The organism is Clostridium carnis (assembly GCF_054657435.1).
The window spans coordinates 2,331,549-2,352,650 of record NZ_BAAHYS010000001.1; the positions used below are offsets into that span (position 1 = coordinate 2,331,549).

Genomic DNA, 21,102 nt, shown 5'->3' on the forward strand with positions numbered 1-21,102 from the left:
TGGGTGGTATTTATGGAAATATTAAATGAGGTAGTAGCTAACTTTGATTCGCAAGAGGTTATAAGTTATAATTTAAGAAATTCCAAAGGCTTTGGAATAAATGTTTTAAATTATGGTGGAATTATAACAGATGTTTTAGTACCAGATAAAAATGGTATAATTGAAAATGTAGTTATGAAATATAAAGACATTAATTCTTATAAAGAAAATCCATCTTATTTTGGAGCTTTAATAGGAAGAACATCAGGTAGAATTTGTAATGGTAAAGTAGAGTTAAATGGGAAAATATTAGAATTTAATAAAAACTATGGAGTAAATCAAGGGCATGGCGGAACTATTGGATTTAACAAGAAGTTTTTATCTGCAACTACAGATAAAACAGAAAATGAAGTTTATGTAGAATTCAAATATTTAAGTCCAGCACTAGAAGAAGGATATCCTGGAAATTTTAATTTAACAGTTCGTTATACAGTAACTGAAAATAATGAATTTAAAATAAGTTATAAGGGGATTAGTGATGAAACTACATTAGCTAATCTTACTAATCATAGTTACTTTAACTTAAGCGGAAATAAAAAAGAGAGTGTCTTAAATCAACATTTATATATTGATAGTGATTTTTTAGTAGAAATTGATGAGACTCAAGTACCAACAGGGGAAATAGTGAGCATTGAAGGAACACCCTTTGATTTTACAATTCTTAAAACAATAGGAAGAGATATTGAAGAGGAAGATCCACAGCTTAAAATTGGACAAGGATATGATCATCCATGGATATTAAATGGAGGAAAACAATTAAAAATTAAAATGTATCATAAAGGGTCTGGAAGAGTTATGGATGTTTATACTAATGAAAAAGCAGTAGTATTATATTCATTAAATTATCCAGATAATGAAATATTAGAGTGTGGAAAAAAGGCAGAAAGAAGAGATGCTTTAGCTATAGAAACTCAAAGCCCTCCAATAGGTATAAATAATGCTTTCTTAAAGTATTCTATTCTTAATAAAGGAGAAGAGTATAATAAAGAAACGGTTTATAAATTTAGCATAAGAGAGAAAAAATAAATTTTAATTAAAACAGTGGATTTACCACTGTTTTTTTTGCTAAAATTTCATTTTATTTAATTATAAATTATAGAATATAAGGAGCAGAAAAATATATAAAGGAGAATAAGATGAGTAAGAGAGCAACCTATGATATTTTTTCAGCTGGACTGGCTTTAATGGCAGCTATTATACTAATAATAGATATTACAATTGAAATGCCACCTACAGTTAAGGAAAGCTTTTATTATATAGACTTAATAATTTGGTTTATATTTTTACTTGATTACATAGTAAGATTAATATTTTCAGATAATAGATTTATATTTATTATTAATAACTTTTTAGATTTAGCAATTATTATTCCTACCAATATCTATTTTAAAGCCTTTTTATATTTAGGAATAAATGATTTTTTAAATGCAGTATTACTTTTTAAAATATGTAAATTAATAAGATTAATGTGTTTAGTTGCAAAGTTTAGAAAAAATATAAAGAAGGTTTCAAAAATAAATAAATTTAATTATATGATTATTTTAACAACAATTGTTATAATTATGGGGGCAGTAGTAATATCATTACTTGAAAATATGAGTTTAGGAGATGCTTTGTGGTGGAGCTTTGTAACCTTTACTACAGTTGGATATGGAGATATACTATTAACAACTTCAGTTGGTAGAATTGTAGCTGTTTTATTAATGATATTTGGTATAGGGTTTATAGGAATAACAACAAGTACATTAGCAGCTTATATAATTAATGATGGTAAAATGATTCAAAAAAGTGATTTTAGAGAAGAAACTATAGAGAATATAAAATATAAGTTAGATAGATTAGACTATTTATCAGATGAAGAATTAGATGCAATGTATAAAACATTAAAAACTTTAAAAAAGGATAAAAAAACTTAAAGATAATAAAAAAGGAGAGAGGTAATAAATGAATAAAAGTTATAAGATTATGATAATAAGTATAGTTATTTTAGTAGTAATAGGAATAGGAATCTTTTCATCTTTAGATTATATAAAACCTATTAAAAATATAAGAGATGTAAAGTCAAATGAAGTTATAACAATAGGAGAAGAAGCGCTTTATAAATTTGTAAAAGAAAGTTTGATGGATGAAAATGGTGGGATTTATACAAATTTTAAGGATTCTATAAGTGAAGGAGATATTACTAAAGGACATAATGTATTATCAGAGTCTCAAGGTATGTTATTAAATTATTATTTATACAAAAATGATAGTGAAGAATTTAAAAATAATTTTAAATATATAAAAGAAAATATGATGCTTAAAAATGGATTAATAAGCTGGAGAATAGAAGGAAAAGAACCATCAGAGGTTTCGGCTACAATAGATGATTTAAGAATTTTAAAAAGCTTACTAATTGCATCAGTGCAATTTGATAGTTTTACATATAGATATAATGCAATGAAAATTTCAAATGGAATTTATAAAAAATTAATTACAGATGGAAAATTAATTGACTTTGAAGATAATTATGGAAAAAGTAAATTATCAACTTTATGTTATCAAGATTTATCAGCAATAAAACTATTATCTTCTGTTAATAAAAAATGGGATGAAGTGTATAAAAACTCTTTAAATATAATTAACGAAGGATTTATAAGCAAGGAGCTTCCTTTATATAAAAAGTATTATGATAATGAAAACAAAAGATATGATGATGAAGATAATGTAGAAACCTTATTATCTATGTTAGTTATATTAAACAAAATAGAAGCTTTAGAAGATGTTAAAGTAAGTATAGATTGGATAAAGGAAAATCTTAAATATAAAGGATATATATCAAATTCATATAATATTTCAAATAATACAGAAAGTAAAATTGAATCAACATCTATTTATGCTGTTATTGCTAAAATTGCTAAAGAAATAAATGACGAAGAGCTATATAATATGGCTATAAATAAGATGAATGTATTTCAAGTTAATAATAAAGAAAGTAAGATTTATGGTGCCTTTGGTGAAGAGTCAAGAGAGGAAGTTTATTCTTATGATAACTTAAATGCATTATTAGCACTTAGAAGTAAGTGGAATAAATAATTAAATTATAAACTTTAAGATAAATATGGTAATTGTAAAGTTTTTATTAATATAAGAGAAATGCCATTGATATCATTGACTGATGAGTCTAAAATTAAATAAAATTTATTCTTTATAAAAGTAGTGCTATATATAGTACTACTTTTATATATTTTAGTTTATAAAATTTTAAGAGTAATAATTTATAAGTAATAGGTGAAAAATAATAAAAAGCCTAATTACGGAAATTGGAGGCTCAGGTAATGAGAAATATACTAAGGATATTTAAAAGAGATTTTAAAAATGTAATTAATAATTGGGTTGCATTAGTTGTTATTTTAGGTTTAATGATGTTACCAGCGTTATATGCTTGGTTTAACATAAAAGCAGGATGGGATCCTTATTCTAATACTAAAGGGATAAAGGTTGCAATTGTTAATAAGGATTTAGGTGAAAAGTTAGAAATTGATGGAGAAATTGGGGAAAGAATAAAAAATAAAAATATAAATGTTGGAGAGGAACTAGTTAGTAAACTAAAAGAGAATGATGCGTTAGGGTGGCAGTTTGTTGATGAGCAACAAGGAATTTCTGGAGTGGAGAGAGGAAAATATTATGCAACTATAATAATTCCAGAGGATTTCACTAAAAAGACTACATCAATATTATCAAGCAATATAGAAAAGCCAGAACTTATATATAAAGTTAATCAAAAAAGCAATGCTATAGCTCCTAAAATAACAGATAAAGGAGTAAGTACTATAAAAACTCAGATAGATAGTACAATAGTTGAAACTATTGATGGTGTTATATTTAAAGTTTTTAATGAAGCTGGAGTAAGTATTGAAGAGTTAAAACCTAAATTATTAAAGATAGTTGATGGAATTATAAAATTAAATGATAGAATGCCTGAAATAGAAAATTTAGTAGATAAAGCATATACAGGTACACATGAGGCAGAAGATATAACTAAAAAAATAAATGAAAATATGCCATTAGTAGAAGAAACCTTAAATGACACTTTAAAGTTACTTTCTAATACGAAAGAAGCCTTGAAAAAGGCAAAAGAAGGTTTAACTGAAGTTACACCTATTGTGAGAGATGGATTAAATACTTTAAATACTACTTTAGATTCTATACAAGTAATATTAAATGATTTATCAAGTGTTACGGTAGATAAAAATAAAGTTATAAGTTCTTTGGATAATATTATTGTAAAGCTAACAGAACTTAAGGATAGTTTAAATTCAATGATTAAAGTTTTAGAGCCATTAGGAAAGTTAAATCCTCAAGTAGCAAAACTTACTGAGGAATTAAGAATAATAGAAGGTAAACTAGATGGAATTTCAACTTTCATAGTAGAAGTGAAAAATTCAGTTAATAATAATGGACTAGTAGATAAAAGTAAATTAGAAAATTTAAAGAATTTAATTTCAGAGGTTAATGGAATAATAGATCAAATAATAAGTAAATATGATTCTGAATATGTTCCAGAAATAAATAAGGCAATAGAAAGTCTTGGAGGTATTATTGATAATAGTATAATATTAGCTAATGAAGCAGAAACTTCAATGCCAGAAGTAAAAGATCTTATTAATAAATTAGGGTCAGGAGTTACCTTAGGTAAAGAAGAACTTTTAAAGCTAAAGGATGATATGCCACAAATAAAAAATGAAGTTTCTAATATAGCAAACAAAGTTCAAGGATTAAATAATGATGAAAAAATAGAAGAAATAGTAAAGATATTACGAAATGATTGGGAGAAAACAAGTAGCTTTTTAGGAAATCCAGTAGATGTAAAGAGAGAATAGATAATTCTGTGTAATTATCATTTTTATTATTTTAATATTACTGGAAATTTTCATTTCCAGTAATATTTTTTTATATTTAAGAAATACTAATAATGTTTCTTTTTACCTTTTTTAGTATTTCAAAAAAATCTAATAGTATGCATATAATTTATAAAAAGTACAAGCTTTTAAGCTAATTCATCTTTTAATTGATCTTCAAATATTATTGATAGCTCCGCTAGCGTAGCACCCCAATTATGTATAGGCTGAGTCCATTTTTCTAGTATCTCCATCGTTGCTAAGTAAACACACTTATTTAAAGATTCATCAGTTGGGAATATGACTCTAACTTTAGTGAATTTACGTATTTGACGATTAAAACCTTCTAAGATATTTGTAGTATAAATCATCTTTCTTATAGTTGGAGAGAAGTCAAAAAATGTTGAAAGATTACTCCAATTGTTATACCAGGAATCTATTACTATTCCATATTTATCTCCCCATCTCTCCTTTAAATTATCTAGCTGTGCTAACGCAAGTTCCTCTGTTGTAGCCTTATAAACCTCCTTCAAATCTTTCATAAATGCTTTTTTATCCTTTGAAGCTATGTATTTTATTGAATTTCTTATTTGATGAACAATACATGTTTGAATATTTACTGATGGAAATACTGTTTTTATAGCTTGTGGAAGCCCTTTTAATCCATCCATACAAGCAATTAAAATTTCTTTTACACCTCTATTTTTTAAATCATTGCAAATTCCTAACCAGAATTTAGCACCTTCAGCTTCATCAACCCATATACCTAAAATATCTTTATACCCTTCCATAGTGTATCCTAAGCATATATAGACAGCCTTGTTAACTATCTTTCCATTACTTCTAACTTTAAAGTACATAGCATCTAAATAAACTATTGGATATATTTTATCTAATGCTCTATTTTGCCATTCGGCGGCGCTAGCAAGCACTTTATCAGTTATTTTAGATACCATCGATGGTGATATAGTTATTCCATATAAGTCTTCAATTTCAGCCTGAATATCAGATGTTGACATACCTTTAGCATATAAAGATATAATCTTTTTATCTAACTCAGTACACACAGTTTCATATTTTTTTATAATTTGTGGCTCAAATTCAGCATTTCTATCACGGGGTACGTCTAAGTCGACGTCACCGAAGGAACTCCTTAAGTTCTTAGTACTATAACCATTTCTATAGTTCTTTTTTACTTCATCTAAAGTTTCAGTTCTTTCATATTTATTTCTACCTAAATGTTCTTCCATTTCTCCTTCTAATATATTTTCAAGAACATCTTTTACTAATCTTTGTATAAGTCCATTTTTCCCCATAACATCATCAATAGTCTTACACTTCTTTACCTCCTCATTGTAATCAAAGTTGGTATCAATTTTCTTTGGCATAATATTTCCTCCTAAAATTTATATAGTATATTATTCCAAAACTACCATCTGTTCATACAAAAAAACAGTAGTTAGTTTTGTTTTTACACAAAGCTAACTACTGTCCCGATGTAAAAGAAGATATACTATTTCCTATTCCTAATTATGGATCAGCAATGTCACCATTTTATTCTACATTATCATTATGGGTTGGAGCATTAATACTAGTGTCTTTATTAACTACTGATACAGAACCTTTGGAAAAAGGATTAGAATTAAAACCATATGAAAAATATTTTGGAAAGTTTTTAACATTTGCATTTATAGGAATATGCCAATCATTAATAGTTAGTATTGGAGATATTCTTATATTAGGAACATATGCAGTTAATCCAGTAGTATTTGTTTTAGTTAGTGTATTATCTAGTTTAGTATTTATAATGATTGTTTATACACTAGTATCAATATTTGGTAATGTAGGTAAAGCTATTGGGGTTATATTATTGGTAATACAAGTAGCTGGATCAGGTGGAACATTTCCTATAGAAGTAACAACACCTTTTTTCCAAAAAGTAAATCCACTTCTTCCATTTACATATGCTATTTCTGCAATGAGAGAAACAGTTGGGGGAATAGTTCCACAAGTATTAATCAAAGATATTGTATTTTTAATAAGTTATTTTATAATTGCAGTATTAATGGGGCTATTCTTAAAAGGTCCAATAAATAATGTAAGTAAAAAGTTTGTATTAAAATTAAAGGAATGTGGTTTGATAGGACATTAAATTAAAAGTATTTCTATTAAAAAATATAAATATAATTTGAAATTAATTTAACAGTAAATAACTACTGAAAAAGCAGTGGTTATTTATAATAAGTAATTTTTATTTTAAGTTTTAACTCTAATAATAAGCAGGTTTTACAATGAAATTGACAAAAGTTAGGAAAAATGTTATATTTGATTAAAAATATAGGGGAGCTTGTTTTAGTGGGCTGAGAGGAAGTAATCTAACTTCGACCCTTAAACCTGATTTGGATAATGCCAACGTAGGGATAAGACTGCTTTAGTTGCGGAGAGCCTTATATTGGCATCTTCGCATTTTATTTTAGAGGGAGATGTGTAAAAATGAAAAATTCAAGAAAAATCACATTAGCTGGAATACTAATTGCAGTAGGGGTAATATGTTCGACATTTTATATTCCAATAGGATTTACTAAGTGTTTTCCAATTCAACATATGATTAATGTTATTGCTTCTGTTTTATTAGGTCCTTTATATGCTGTAATTATGGCATTTATAACTTCATTAATTCGTCTGTTTATGGGAACAGGAACACTATTAGCATTTCCAGGTAGCATGGTAGGTGCATTTACTTGTGGTATATTATATAAGTATAGTAAGAGGCTAACCTTTGCATATATTGGTGAAGTTATTGGTACTGGAATATTAGGGGCTATTATTGCTGTTCCTATAGCGGTAGTTCTTATGGGAAGAGAAGCGGCAATTTTTGGTTTTATTGTGCCATTTATGATAAGTACATTAGTAGGTGCTGCTATTGCGGTTATTCTTATACAAGCACTTAAGAAAACAGAAGTTTTTACTCAAATGAGTATTAAAAATTAAGAGATAAATTTAGAACTTTAAATATAAATTATAAAATAACTAATGAAAGTGGAGGATAATATGAGAAAAATAGTGCTTTTAGATGGAAAGACATTAGGAAAATTAAACTTTGATCTATTAAAGGAATTTGGAGATGTTAAGTATTATGATACTACAAAGCCAGAGGAGGTTATTGAAAGAATTAAAGATGCAAATATAATTTTAACTAATAAAGTACTTTTAAATGAGAGTAATTTAAAAGAAGCTAAGAATTTAGAGTTAATTTGTGAAACAGCTACAGGGTTTAATAATATAGATGTAGTTTATGCTAAAAATAATGGTATAGCAGTTACAAATGTAGCTGGATACTCTACTAATACTGTAGCACAGCATACTTTTGCAACTGTATTAGCTTTATATGACAAGATTTCTTATTATGATAATTTTGTTAAATCAGGACAATATGCTAAATCAGGATTATTTACAGATGTAACAAAGCCTTTTTATGAGTTAGAAGGAAAAACTTGGGGTATAATTGGTCTTGGAGCTATAGGAAAAAGAGTTGCAAAGATAGCAGAAGCATTTGGTGTTAATATTATTTATTATTCAACTTCAGGAAAGAATAATAACTCTGAATATAATCAAGTTAGCTTTGATGAATTACTATGTAAATCAGATATAATATCAATACATGCACCATTAAATGATAAAACTAATGGATTAATAAATTATTCAGCTATAAGTAAAATGAAAAAATCAGCAATATTAATTAATATGGGAAGAGGTCCTATAGTTGTAGAATCTGATTTAGCAAAGGCTATAGAAAATAATGTTATTGCAGGAGCAGCTCTTGATGTTTTTGAAGTTGAACCAATGAAATCAGAGAACCCACTTATTAATATAAAAAATAAAGAAAATTTAATTCTTACTCCTCATATAGCATGGGCAAGTGTAGAAGCTAGAGAAAGATTATTTGTTGAAATATTAAAGAATATCAAAGCTTTTTACAATGGTGAAATAAGAGGAAGAGTAGAACTATAAAAAAATAAGGGGCTATATAGAAAATATTTTTGTGTAAGATAGAAACTTAAAATATACTAAAACAGGCTATTGGTAGCTTTAAGCTTACCAATAGCCTTAATTTTTTCTTAATTTAATAATAGAGTTTGTAAATTTAAATTTACTAGTTAAGTTATAAGATAAGCTATTTTAATACTCATCTTAATAAAGTAATTAATAAAAGTCTAAAAGTTTTCAAATTTATTTTTTAGAACTTTAATAACCCCATCATAAGGTACTCCTTCTATTATGTATTTAGCATGCTCTTTAACCTTATCAGGCGAATTTTCCATGGCATAACTAAAATAAGCTCTAGAAAATAAGGATATATCATTATAGTAGTCGCCGAAAGCTAATGTTTCTCCATTAGTTATTACATATTTTTCTTGAATTTTTTTTAACGAGTTTCCTTTGTTAGTATTAAGACTTGTTAAGTCCAACCAAATTTCTCCAGATAAAGACATTTGTAAGCAGTCTTCAAAACCTGGGTAAAATATATCGGTATAATCTTTGTTTATATTGTTAAATTTGCAAAAAGTAATCTTTACAATATCATCTTTAACATCTTCTATATTTTCTACCACATCATACTTATAAAAATATTTTTCCATTTCATTTATAAAATCTTTATCGGTATTATCAATATAAGCACAATTTTTACCACATAAAATCATATAAATATTATTTAGTTTTTTATATACTTCTATAACCCTTTTTAAAACATCAGGTTTTATTGAATTACAGTAGGTAATTTCATTATTTTCAACTATTGTTGCTCCATTATCTGCTAAAAAAATTAACTTATTACTTAGCTCTTCAAAATCCTCTTTTAAGGTATAGTAAGGTCTTCCAGAAGCAATAACAAATTTAATATTTTTATGAAGTATGTGTTTTAATAAGTGATTAAATTCAGATGGAAGTTTATTTTCCTTGCTAAGTAATGTTCCATCTAAATTAGTAGCAACTATTTTTATCATTTAATCAACCTTCTAACTTTTTAATTTATATATATATTTTCCAACAATGTAACATTTTATGTGTAATAGTAAACTTTTTATATTTATTAGAATAATAAATATAAAATAAAAGCATAAATATAATTATAAAGGATATATTGACACTAATGTTTATAAATGGTATATTAGTAAATAATTTAATATTAAATGGCAATGAATGAGAGTAGTAGAAAGTAAGAGATATTAAAGAGAGTAGGGGATGGTGAAAGCCCGCATATTATCATTTTTGAACTAGCTCAGGAGCTATAAGACTGAAATTAAGTAGGTTTTATCGGCATTTTTATGTCGTTAACTAAATTAAGTTTAACTTTGGATGGTACCGCGTAATTCGCTCCAATTATTGGAAGAATTACGTTTTTTTATTCTTTAGGTAATTATATTTACAGACTAATTGTGAATAAGTACAACATATTAAGAAATATAAGTGATTTGTCCTAAAGAATAAAAATAAATTAAGATAACAAAGGGAGATATAGCCTTGATAATAATAACTATTGAATTAATTTAATTAAAGATGGTAGTAAACTTATAAGTTATTTTATGGAGGCTTGCCACTTTGGTTTCTAGATATAATCTGATTTATATAAAATAATTTTAAAGGGGGATATTTATATGACAAAAAGAATTTATATCTTTGATACTACGTTAAGAGATGGGGAGCAAACACCTGGTGTGAGTTTAAATCCACAGGAGAAACTTGAAATAGCAAAGCAACTTGAAGCTTTAGGAGTAGATGTAATTGAAGCTGGTTTTCCAATTGCGTCTAATGGGGACTTTGAAGCTGTAAAATTAATTGCACAAAATATTAAAGAATCTACGGTAAATGCATTAGCAAGAGCAAATAAATCTGATATAGATAGGGCATATGAAGCAATAAAGTATGCTCCTAAAAAAAGAATTCATACATTTCTTGCAACATCAGATATTCATATGAAATATAAATTAAATATGACTGAAGATGAAGTTCTAGAGAAAGCTACATCTATGGTAGCATATGCAAAAACTTTAGTAGATGAAGTAGAATTTTCACCAGAAGATGGTTCAAGAACAAGAAAGGAATTTTTATATAGAGTTTTAGAATCAGTAATTGATGCTGGTGCAGATATAGTAAATATACCTGATACGGTAGGATACTCTACACCAGAAGAATTTGGTTTACTAATAAAAGGAATAAAAGAAAATGTGAAAAATATTGATAAAGCTATAGTAAGCGTTCATTGTCATAATGATTTAGGGCTAGCGGTTGCAAATTCTCTAGCAGCTATAGAAAATGGTGCAAGACAAGTTGAATGTGCTGTAAATGGTCTTGGAGAAAGAGCGGGTAATGCGGCTTTAGAAGAAATAGTTATGGCTCTTAGAACAAGAAAAGATATTTATGGATATGAAACAAATATAAATACAGAAAGAATATATAGAGTATCAAGTTTAGTATCACACTTTACAGGAATAACGGTTCAACCTAATAAAGCAATAGTTGGAGCAAATGCATTTGCTCATGAATCAGGAATTCATCAGCATGGTGTATTAAAAAATAGAGAGACTTATGAAATTATGACTCCAGAATCAGTAGGATTTAAAACTAATAACATGGTTTTAGGAAAACATTCAGGTAGACATGCTTTTGAAGATAGATTAAATACACTAGGATATGAATTATCAAAGGAACAAGTAAATGATGCCTTTTTAAAATTTAAAGATTTGGCAGATAGAAAAAAAGAAGTATCAGATAGAGATATAGAAGCTTTAGTAAATCAAGGAGTAGTAATAATAGAAGATGTATATAAATTAATTAATTTTAATGTTACTACTGGAAATAATATAGAATCTACAGCTACAGTAAAGGTTGCATATAATGGAAAAGAAAAGGTAGAAGCAGCTTGTGGGGAAGGTCCGGTAGACTCATTATTTAACGCATTAGAAAGAGCTATAGATATTAGTCCTAAGTTAAATGATTATTCTATAAAGGCTATTACTAGTGGTACAGATGCTCTTGGAGAAGTAAGAGTTAAAATGAGTTTAAATAATAAAAATGTACTTGGAATAGGTGTTAGTACAGACGTTATAGAAGCAAGCTTAATGGCATACATGAATGCAATTAATAAACTAAATTGAAAAATATTAGAAAAAAAGTTGCATTTTTTATAAGATATTAATATAATATCTATATAATTTCATATTGTTCGGATGAAGGTAGCGGGAGAGTGATTATTTAATCCACCGAAGAAGCAAATCTTTCAGGTATTAGGACCGTTACTGGACGAGCCTCTGGAGAGACTCAGAAAAGAGCACCGAAGGAGCAAGGTAAATTTATTATTTACTGAAACTCTCAGGTAAAAGGACAGGGGATAAGATTAACGCTTATGCTATTTTTGTTATATAGTTTTAGTTAATCTATTCTCCTCCATAAATTTATTTAAGGGGGATTTTTTTATGTCAAATCAAATACAATCATTTTTACAATCAGTGGATAACATAGTTTGGGGTCCACCATTACTAATTCTTTTAGTTGGAACAGGTATATATTTAACCTATAAACTAAAATTACTACAAATCTTAAAATTACCATTAGCATTAAAGTATGTATTTTCAAAGGATGATGAAGAGGGAGATGAAGATGCAAAGGGAGATGTTTCAAGTTTTGGAGCACTTTGTACTGCATTATCAGCAACTATAGGAACTGGAAATATAGTAGGTGTAGCAACAGCTATTAAAGCAGGAGGACCAGGTGCTTTATTTTGGATGTGGATAGCAGCATTTTTTGGTATGGCAACAAAATATGCAGAAGGAGTTCTTGCTATTAAGTATAGAGAAGTTGATGAAAATGGAGAAATGGCAGGAGGACCAATGTATTATATAAAAAATGGTCTTGGACTAAACTGGCTTGCAAAGTTATTTGCAATTTTTGGAGTAGGTGTTGCTTTATTAGGAATAGGAACATTTGGGCAAGTAAAGTCAATAGCTGATGCAGCTTCAATTGGGTTTAATATTCCAATAATAGTTACAGCACTAATAGTAACTATTTTAGTTGCTTTAGTTACTTTAGGAGGAATAAAGAGAATATCAAAGGTATCAGAAAAGGTAGTTCCATTTATGGCTGCATTATATATTTTGGGAGTGATAATTGTATTGATATTTAACTTTACGGCTATACCAGAAGCTATTTCATTAATAATAAAAAGTGCTTTTAATCCACAAGCAGCTCTTGGAGGAACTGTTGGTATTACAATTTCAATTGCCATGCAAAGAGGAATTGGAAGAGGTGTATTTTCAAATGAAGCAGGTCTTGGAAGTGCTCCAATAGCAGCAGCAGCAGCAAAGACTAAATCACCTGTTAAACAAGGACTTATATCAATGACAGGTACATTTATAGATACAATAATAATTTGTACCATGACAGGTCTTGTTATAGTAATTACAGGAAGTTTTAGAAGCAGTTTAGAAGGAGCAGCATTAACAACAGCAGCTTTTGAATCTGGGCTTCCTGTAGCTTTAATAGGAAAGTATATAGTTAATATAGGCCTTATGTTTTTTGCCTTTACTACAATTTTAGGTTGGAATTATTATGGTGAAAGGTGTATGGAATATTTAGTTGGAGTAAAGGGAATAAAACCATATAAATTTATATTTATTGCATTTGTAGCAGTAGGGCCATTTATGCCACTAGAAACAATATTTATAATTGCAGATATAGTTAATGGACTTATGGCGTTGCCTAACTTAATTGGATTAATAGGTCTTAGAAAAGTAGTTATAGAAGAAACAGAAAATTTCTTTATGGAATGCGATAATAAAGAGAAAATTTTAGCATAAAAATTAAGAAAATATGAAAATTAGGTTTCATATTAAAATTTAGGTTATATAAAGTCTTATTTTAATATACAATAGAAGTGTATATTAAGTGAGGTGGGATAATGGATTTTAAAGGAACCTACAGAGGAATTGGGCAATATAAGAATTATGAAATTAATAAATCTATAAAAAAGCATATATTAATTACAGTATTTTTTATTGTACTTATAGTAACTTTATTTATTGGAGGTTTTAGAGCCTTTAAAGGAAATGAAGAAATAGTATTAACGTATAAAGCTATTAGCAAATATATTGATGTTTCTGATGAAATGAGTAAAGATAATATGCAATTAAATTGGCAAGAAATAGCTGCAATAGATGGATATATTAATAATAAGGATTTTGAAAAAAGTAGCAAAGAAGAATTAAAAACAATAGCTAATAAATTTTTTAATATAGATAGTAATAACAAAGCATCAATTAAAAATTTTAAAGAAGTTCTTATGGATTTTAAATTTAAAGAAGATGAAGAAAATAATGCAACAAAAATTTTAAATGGAATTAGTACAAACTATTTGCATAAAGAAATAGCACATGATAAAGAAAAATTAGATTTTATAAATTTTGTGTCTAAAGAAGCTATTAAAAATTATAATCAATATGGAATTTTACCTTCAATTACAATAGCTCAAGCTATATTGGAGTCTGGATGGGGAAACTCACAATTATCTGATAAATATAATAACCTTTTTGGAATAAAAGCAGATGAGCGTTGGAATGGAGATAAGATAAGTATGAGAACAGGTGAAAACTATAATGATGTTATTGATGACTATTTTAGAACATATAAAAATAAAGAAGCATCAATAAGGGATCATGGTAAGTTTCTATCTGAAAATGAAAGATATGGGGCAAATGGAGTCTTTGAAGCTAAAACATATAAGGGACAAGCAGAGGCTTTAGAGAGAGCTGGATATAGTACTGCAAAGGATGAAACTGGAACTTTAATATATGCAGAAAAGTTAATAAGAGTAATAAGAGAAAATAATTTAATGTTATTTGATTATGAAGCTCAGAAAAAATAAAAAATCCAAGGAAAAATCCTTGGATTTTTTTTATAAAACTTTAAATGTTTTTTCATTAGCAACTACATTTAATTCTTTTATAGAAAGATCAGTTACTCTTATAAAAAAGTTGCCTTTTTTAATTGTAGAAATAAATTTATTAATATTAATATCTGTTCCTTGAACTTCTATTTCTACTGATCCGTCTATCATATTATGTGCAAATCCAGTTAAGTTAAGATTTGCTGCGTTAAGCTGACAAAAATATCTAAAACCAACACCTTGGACTCTACCATAAACTATAAGATAGTATCTAATCATAATATATCCTCTAAATTATAAAACTAGTTTGTTTTTATAATTGTCCATGCATCATCATAAAGCTTTAAGTTTGAACCTAAGTCAGTGAAAACTTCACATTTATCAAGAACTTCTTTACTTGGATAAGCACCTTTATTATTTTTAACTTCATCATCTAATAAATCTAAAGCAGCAGTATTAGGCGTAGAATATCCTATATATTCAACATTTTCTTTTGCATTTTCAGCATCAGTTAAGAAGTCGATAAATTTTTCAGCACCATCTTTATTTGGAGCATCTTTTGGAATAACCATAGCATCGAACCATTTATTTGAACCTTCCTTTGGAACTATGTATTTAAGGTTTAAGTCTGATTCATTCATAATATACATAGCATCTCCAGACCAAACAGTTGCAAGCATTGCTTCACCATTAATCATTTTATCTTTAACTTCATCCACAATATATCCTGGATTAACTGATTTCTTTTGTTTAATTAACTCTTCTTTAGCTTTGTTAATTTCTGTTTCATTTACAGAGTTTAAAGAATAGCCTAATCTTTTAAGGGAAATAGCGATAGTATCTCTTATTGAATCAAACATAAATACTTCATTTGCATATTTTTCATCCCAAAGTATATTCCAGCTATCAACATTTTCTTTAACTTTATCAGCATCATATATTATACCGATTGTTCCCCACATATAAGGAACTGAATATTCATTTTTAGGGTCATAAGATAAGCTTTTATAAGAATCACCAATATTTTTATAGTTAGGAATATTATCAAAGTTGATTTTTTCAACCATATCTTCTTTAACCATTTTTTCTATCATATAATCTGATGGGAAAACTAAGTCATATTGACCTGGATTACTTTTAACTTTTTGATACATATTTTCATTAGTATCATAAGTATTATAAACAACTTTAATTCCAGTTTCTTTTTCAAATTTTTTTATTAAATCTAAATTGATATAATCAGCACAATTATAAACGTTAATAGTACCATTTTCACCTACAGAAGAATTATTTTTACAACCAACAAATAAACTAGTAGTTAATATAGCAGAAGCAACTAATGCTCCAAGTTTTTTAAATTTGTTCATTTTTTTCACTCCTTGTAAATTCTTTTCTATTTGCAATTAATAATAATATTAAAACTGATATAAACATTAAAGTTGAAAGGGCATTAATTTCTGGTTTTATACCTCTTCTAGCCATTGAAAATATTTCAATAGATAAATTAGTAACACCAGGTCCAGTAGTAAAGAAGCTAATTACGAAATCATCTACGGACATTGTAAAAGCCATAAGCATTCCAGCAAATATTCCAGGCTTTATCTGAGGTAAGATTATTTTTCTTAATGCGTAAGAAGGTGTAGCACCTAAATCTAACGCTGCTTCAGTAATATTTTCAGGTAATTGCTTTAATTTTGGAAGTACTGCTAAAATTACATATGGAATATTAAAAGTAATATGAGCAAGTAGCATAGTTGTAAATCCAAAATCAAGATTTGATAAAGGTCTAATAAATATAAATAAACTCATAAGAGCAATACCAGTAACTATATCAGGATTTAAAACAGGTAAATAATTTATATTTAATAAAAATTTCTTTTTAGGTCCAGACATTTTATTTATTCCTATAGCAGCAAATGTTCCTATTATTGTAGCTACTATAGAAGATATAATTGCAATAATTACAGTATAAAACAATGCTTGCATTATTCTTTCATTTTTAAATAATTGGCTATACCATTTTAATGTGAAGCCTGACCACTTACCCATGGACTTTGAATCATTAAATGAAAAGATAATTAAGGTAAATATAGGAGTATATAAAAATATAAATATAATAAGTAGATAAAATCTTTTAATAAAGTTTTCTAATCTTTTTACCATAATTGTCCTCCTGTTCCTTCTTTATCATCACCAGCATCAAATTTATTCATTATAGCCATGGAGATTAAAATAATTATCATCATAAAAATTGATATTGCAGAACCAAAGTTCCAATCGCCCATAGTTGTAAATTGCTGCTCTATTAGATTACCAAGAAGCATGTACTGACCTCCACCTAATAATCTTGATATTACGAAGGTAGAAACAGCAGGCATAAATACCATTGTTATACCAGATACAACTCCAGGCATACTTAATGGAAGAATAATCTTTTTAAAGACCTCTTTTTTATTTGCACCTAAATCTGCAGCTGCATTTATAAGGTTTTGATCCATTTTAATTAAAACTGTATATATAGGAAGAACCATAAATGGTAGGAAGTTGTAAATCATACCAAGTATAACTGCTCCATCATTATAAAGGAATGTGAATGGACCAAATCCAAAATTACCTAGAATATTATTTATAAATCCGTTCTTGCCTAAAATAGGTAACCAAGCATAAGTTCTAAGTAAAAAATTCATCCACATTGGTACTATAAATAACATTATTAATATATTTCTTTTACCAGAAGACATCTTTGAAATTATATAAGCAACAGGGTATCCTAATATAAGACATCCAATTGTAGATAAAAGGGCTAAAGATAAACTTCTAGTAAATACCTTTAAATATTGAGATTGAAATAGTCTTGTGAAGTTTTCTAAGGAAAAAGCATAACTTCCATCTGTAGTTTTAACTGAAAATCCAAAGAAAAGAACAATAAATAATGGGATAACGATAAATAAGGCGCTCCAAATTATAAATGGAGAAGCTGAAACCAAACCATTATCTTTTTTAAACTTACTCATTTATAGAAACCTTTCTCATTATATGTATATCTTGAGGTTCTATTTCTAAGCCTATTATTGAACCTATCTTTGCTGATTTAGTATTATGAATTATCCAATTATTACTTCCTTCTTCAACTTCAATCTCGTAATGAACTCCTTTAAAAATTACAGATTTTACTTTCCCTTTTATCATTCCCTTATCTTTACTTACAATACTAATATCTTCAGGTCTTATTACAACATCTATAAGTTCATTTTCATTAAAGCCTTTATCAACACATTCAAAGACTTTATTACAAAACTCAACTTTAAAATCTGAAAGCATTATACCGTCTACTATATTACTTTCTCCAATAAAATTAGCTACAAAAGCGTTTGATGGTTCGTTATATATATCTTCAGGAGAACCCATTTGCTGAATAACTCCTTTATTCATTACGATTATAGTATCTGACATTGTTAAAGCTTCTTCTTGATCATGAGTTACAAAGATAAAAGTAATTCCTAATCTTTGTTGAATTCTTTTAAGTTCTATTTGCATCTCTTTTCTAAGCTTTAAATCTAATGCGCCTAAAGGTTCATCAAGAAGTAAAACCTCAGGTTCATTAACTAATGCTCTAGCTATTGCAACTCTTTGTTGTTGACCACCACTTAATGAATCTATATTTCTATTTTCAAACCCACTTAATGAAACTAGTTTAAGCATTTCTTTAACCTTAGCATCAATTTCATTTTTGGGAGTCTTTTTTATTTTTAACCCAAAAGCTACGTTTTCATATACATTCATATGAGGAAATAAAGCATATTTTTGAAATACGGTGTTTACCTGCCTTTTATATGGAGGAAGATCTAATATATCAGTTCCATTAAAAAGAACCTTTCCTTCATCTGCTTCCTCAAACCCTGCTATAATTTTCAAAGTGGTAGTTTTTCCACATCCACTAGGGCCTAATAAAGTTAAAAATTCATTTTTTCTAATATTTAATGAAAGATTATCTAAAACTGTATTGTTTCCATAAGATTTAGAAATACCTTTAATTTCTATAATATTCTGTTCCAAAATAAACACCTCTCTCTATAGTTTAAAATGATGGTGGAGTACTAATCCAAATTACTTTAGCTGAAGTTTTTCCAGGATTTGATATATAATGATTTACTTTAGGCTTATAATAAAAGGATTCTCCTTTTTTAACTTTAAACTTTTTATCACCTAAATGAAGTATAATTGTACCTGTTAAAACAAACCCAAATTCCTCACCTTCATGAGGTTCTTCTTCTATATATTGCCCACCAGGTTCTAAAGTTATCATAATTGGTTCCATTTCATTTTTTTGTGCATTTGGCACAAGCCACATAAGCCTGTACTTTAAATCTTCATTTTCTGTTTCAAACATGTCTTCATATGTATATGTAACTCTTTCCTCACTATCTTCACTAAAAAATTCTGTTAAATTTGTTCCTAAAATTTCAAGAATATCTATTAAAGTAGCTATGGAAGGAGATGTTAAATCATTTTCTACTTGAGATATAAATCCCTTAGAAAGTTCACATCTATTTGCCAATTCTTCTTGAGTAAGTTGTTTTTCAATACGTAATCTACGTATCTTCTCACCTATTTCCAAAATTACACCTTCTACCTTTTTAAATTTTGCTTATACTAAACTATATGTTTAAAATTACTAAACAAACAAAGAATATTATATAAATTAATAGAAAATAAATCAAGTTTTTTTGGAAAGAATTTAAAAAAAAATATTTCCTTAACCATTGATACTATTGAGGTTAGATAGGGTTTTATTTTTAAGAGTTTAATATAACAACATTTGAAGTTTAGTAATACTAAGGAAAAATGATGTAGTATGAAAAAATATATAATTTTAAGACAGTAGGAATGTAGAAAAAATCGATATTTGTGGAAAGAGTTATATTAATTTAGAGTTAGTATAAATAAAAAAATATAAAATTTAATTTTAGTTACTAAGTTTAAGGTGTCTAAAACTTGATAAAAGAAAAGAGATATGAGATATTAAAATATAAGTATAAATTTGAAGGGGTTAGAGTATAACATATAGGTGGTAGGATGAAAGAAAAAGTTAGTTTGTATAGAAGAAATGGAAAAAATATTTATATAAAACAACCAGAGTTTGAAGAGTTATCATTTGTAGAAAAGCTTTGGGGAGACGAAGAAACAATGTCTGAAATTGGTGGAGCGTACTTATTTCCAAAAGAAAGATGGGAAATGTTTTATAAAAAAATGGTACAACCTACAGACGGGAAAAACTTCTATTGCCTTATATATACAATTAGAGATAAGGCTATAGGAGAAGTTAGTTTTCATGGATATGACTCTATAACAAAGGTTGCTAGAATTAACGTTAAAATTCATCATAGATATAGAAATAAAGGGTATGGAAAAGAGGCAATAAAGCTTTTACTTGAGTACTATTTTATGGAATTTTCAGGGGAAGCTATTATAGATAATATAAAAAATGAAGGAGCTAAAAAGTTATTTTCAAGTATAGGTTTTGAAGAGTTTGGAAAGTTTAGAAATCAATTAACTTATAAGATAACTAAAAATCAATTTTTAAACTCAGTACCTAGAAAAAATAGGAGTGTTGCAGTTATTGCTTATGAAGATATGGATATTATTGAATATAATATCCCTTTTGAAATATTTAATAAAGCAAATAAATTAGCGGGAGAAGAGCTATTTAATGTTTATGGTGTAGGAGTTAGTAAATTAGTAACTTCAGGAGATAACATAACTGTAAAACTTGAAAGAAGTTTTGAAGATGATTTTAAGCCAGAGATAATTATTATCCCAGGAGGAAATGGAGCACAGATTGCGGCTAAAGATAAATTTTTAATTAAATATATACTATCAAATTATAATAATAGTGATTATTTAGTTTCATTATCAACTGCATTATATATCTTAAATAGATGTAGAATGTTAGATGGTATATCAATACCAGAAGTGAGAGAATTTAAAGAAAACTTAGAAGAATCATCTTTAGAAACAAGATTTACAAATAAAAATTTTGAGGATAATGGTAAAGTTGTTATTGCAGCAAATATTTTAGGTGGAGTAAAAGGTTGTTTAAACATTGTTAAAAAATTAGCAGGAGATAAAGTTGAAAAAGAATTAAGTAATGAGATAGGACGCGGCTTTTAGAAGAAAAATATCGCAAATTGTAGAAAAAAAGAAGAAAATTTTGAGAAATAAGTAACAAATAAAAAAAATAAA

19 protein-coding genes, 3 riboswitches and 1 other annotated feature are annotated in these 21,102 nt (G+C 27.3%); of the genes, 11 read left to right on the forward strand and 8 right to left on the reverse strand.

Translation table 11 applies throughout. From position 1 onward, the window contains the following. Nucleotides 1-12 precede the first annotated feature (12 nt). From ACYQ1T_RS11340 to ACYQ1T_RS11355, 4 genes are all read left to right on the forward strand, one after another. Complete coding sequence (locus tag ACYQ1T_RS11340; RefSeq protein WP_459834758.1) at nucleotides 13-1,065, forward strand: aldose epimerase family protein; 1,053 nt, start codon at nucleotides 13-15, stop codon at nucleotides 1,063-1,065. Nucleotides 1,066-1,175: 110 nt separating this feature from the next. Further along, complete coding sequence (locus ACYQ1T_RS11345; RefSeq protein ID WP_459834761.1) at nucleotides 1,176-1,955, forward strand: potassium channel family protein; 780 nt, start codon at nucleotides 1,176-1,178, stop codon at nucleotides 1,953-1,955. Nucleotides 1,956-1,983: 28 nt separating this feature from the next. After that, nucleotides 1,984-3,114: a glycosyl hydrolase family 8 gene (locus ACYQ1T_RS11350; protein ID WP_459834763.1), complete on the forward strand. Its 1,131-nt coding sequence runs from the start codon at nucleotides 1,984-1,986 to the stop codon at nucleotides 3,112-3,114. Between the two features lie 242 nt (nucleotides 3,115-3,356). Then, complete coding sequence (locus tag ACYQ1T_RS11355) at nucleotides 3,357-4,901, forward strand: YhgE/Pip domain-containing protein (protein WP_459834765.1); 1,545 nt, start codon at nucleotides 3,357-3,359, stop codon at nucleotides 4,899-4,901. A gap of 167 nt (nucleotides 4,902-5,068) precedes the next feature. On the opposite strand, the gene ACYQ1T_RS11360 is transcribed toward ACYQ1T_RS11355, so the two are convergent. Beyond that, nucleotides 5,069-6,307, reverse strand: coding sequence for an IS256 family transposase (locus ACYQ1T_RS11360; protein ID WP_459833147.1), 1,239 nt, complete (start codon nucleotides 6,305-6,307; stop codon nucleotides 5,069-5,071). A gap of 77 nt (nucleotides 6,308-6,384) precedes the next feature. On the opposite strand from ACYQ1T_RS11360, the gene ACYQ1T_RS11365 reads away from it, so the two are divergent. The 3 genes from ACYQ1T_RS11365 to ACYQ1T_RS11375 all read left to right on the forward strand — a co-directional run bounded on the left by ACYQ1T_RS11365 (nucleotide 6,385) and on the right by ACYQ1T_RS11375 (nucleotide 8,930). Further along, on the forward strand, nucleotides 6,385-7,071 hold the full coding sequence (locus ACYQ1T_RS11365; RefSeq protein ID WP_459834767.1) for a YhgE/Pip family protein: 687 nt from the start codon (nucleotides 6,385-6,387) through the stop codon (nucleotides 7,069-7,071). A 177-nt stretch (nucleotides 7,072-7,248) separates the two neighbouring features. Next, nucleotides 7,249-7,357, forward strand: a riboswitch (TPP riboswitch). Nucleotides 7,358-7,412: 55 nt separating this feature from the next. Beyond that, nucleotides 7,413-7,910, forward strand: coding sequence for an energy coupling factor transporter S component ThiW (gene thiW / locus ACYQ1T_RS11370; protein ID WP_459834769.1), 498 nt, complete (start codon nucleotides 7,413-7,415; stop codon nucleotides 7,908-7,910). A 60-nt stretch (nucleotides 7,911-7,970) separates the two neighbouring features. Further along, nucleotides 7,971-8,930, forward strand: coding sequence for a D-2-hydroxyacid dehydrogenase (locus ACYQ1T_RS11375; RefSeq protein ID WP_459834771.1), 960 nt, complete (start codon nucleotides 7,971-7,973; stop codon nucleotides 8,928-8,930). Between the two features lie 203 nt (nucleotides 8,931-9,133). On the opposite strand, the gene ACYQ1T_RS11380 is transcribed toward ACYQ1T_RS11375, so the two are convergent. After that, nucleotides 9,134-9,925, reverse strand: a complete 792-nt coding sequence (locus ACYQ1T_RS11380; RefSeq protein WP_459834773.1) for an HAD family hydrolase — start codon at nucleotides 9,923-9,925, stop codon at nucleotides 9,134-9,136. Between the two features lie 183 nt (nucleotides 9,926-10,108). Then, nucleotides 10,109-10,303, forward strand: a binding site (T-box leader). A gap of 273 nt (nucleotides 10,304-10,576) precedes the next feature. On the opposite strand from ACYQ1T_RS11380, the gene ACYQ1T_RS11385 reads away from it, so the two are divergent. From ACYQ1T_RS11385 to ACYQ1T_RS11395, 3 genes are all read left to right on the forward strand, one after another. After that, the gene (locus ACYQ1T_RS11385) at nucleotides 10,577-12,076 is read left to right on the forward strand and encodes a 2-isopropylmalate synthase (protein ID WP_459834775.1); all 1,500 of its coding nucleotides are present in this window, start codon (nucleotides 10,577-10,579) and stop codon (nucleotides 12,074-12,076) included. A gap of 72 nt (nucleotides 12,077-12,148) precedes the next feature. Beyond that, nucleotides 12,149-12,224, forward strand: a riboswitch (glycine riboswitch). Between the two features lie 2 nt (nucleotides 12,225-12,226). After that, nucleotides 12,227-12,309: riboswitch (glycine riboswitch) on the forward strand. Nucleotides 12,310-12,394: 85 nt separating this feature from the next. Next, nucleotides 12,395-13,774, forward strand: a complete 1,380-nt coding sequence (locus ACYQ1T_RS11390) for an alanine/glycine:cation symporter family protein (RefSeq protein ID WP_459834777.1) — start codon at nucleotides 12,395-12,397, stop codon at nucleotides 13,772-13,774. A 101-nt stretch (nucleotides 13,775-13,875) separates the two neighbouring features. Then, entirely contained in the window at nucleotides 13,876-14,838 is a 963-nt protein-coding gene (locus ACYQ1T_RS11395) for a glycoside hydrolase family 73 protein (protein WP_459834779.1), read from the forward strand. Nucleotides 14,839-14,868: 30 nt separating this feature from the next. Here ACYQ1T_RS11395 and ACYQ1T_RS11400 read toward each other — a convergent pair whose 3' ends face one another. Genes ACYQ1T_RS11400 through ACYQ1T_RS11425 form a run of 6 tightly spaced genes read right to left on the reverse strand, consistent with a single transcriptional unit; the run spans nucleotide 14,869 to nucleotide 19,477 of the window. Next, a complete protein-coding gene (locus ACYQ1T_RS11400; protein WP_459834781.1) occupies nucleotides 14,869-15,138 on the reverse strand; it encodes an acylphosphatase in 270 nt (89 codons plus the stop codon). A gap of 23 nt (nucleotides 15,139-15,161) precedes the next feature. Continuing rightward, entirely contained in the window at nucleotides 15,162-16,226 is a 1,065-nt protein-coding gene (locus ACYQ1T_RS11405) for an ABC transporter substrate-binding protein (protein WP_459834783.1), read from the reverse strand. Then, nucleotides 16,213-17,022, reverse strand: coding sequence for an ABC transporter permease (locus tag ACYQ1T_RS11410; RefSeq protein ID WP_459834785.1), 810 nt, complete (start codon nucleotides 17,020-17,022; stop codon nucleotides 16,213-16,215). The genes ACYQ1T_RS11405 and ACYQ1T_RS11410 overlap by 14 nt, the downstream gene beginning before the upstream one ends. Continuing rightward, entirely contained in the window at nucleotides 17,016-17,873 is an 858-nt protein-coding gene (locus ACYQ1T_RS11415) for an ABC transporter permease (protein WP_459834787.1), read from the reverse strand. Before ACYQ1T_RS11415 ends, ACYQ1T_RS11410 begins: the two co-directional genes overlap by 7 nt. After that, the gene (gene potA, locus ACYQ1T_RS11420; protein WP_459834789.1) at nucleotides 17,866-18,915 is read right to left on the reverse strand and encodes a spermidine/putrescine ABC transporter ATP-binding protein; all 1,050 of its coding nucleotides are present in this window, start codon (nucleotides 18,913-18,915) and stop codon (nucleotides 17,866-17,868) included. Before potA ends, ACYQ1T_RS11415 begins: the two co-directional genes overlap by 8 nt. A 22-nt stretch (nucleotides 18,916-18,937) precedes the next feature. Further along, complete coding sequence (locus ACYQ1T_RS11425; protein WP_459834791.1) at nucleotides 18,938-19,477, reverse strand: helix-turn-helix domain-containing protein; 540 nt, start codon at nucleotides 19,475-19,477, stop codon at nucleotides 18,938-18,940. 458 nt (nucleotides 19,478-19,935) lie between these two features. Between ACYQ1T_RS11425 and ACYQ1T_RS11430 the strand changes: the two genes are divergently transcribed. Then, a complete protein-coding gene (locus ACYQ1T_RS11430; protein WP_459834793.1) occupies nucleotides 19,936-21,030 on the forward strand; it encodes a GNAT family N-acetyltransferase in 1,095 nt (364 codons plus the stop codon). Nucleotides 21,031-21,102 lie beyond the last annotated feature (72 nt).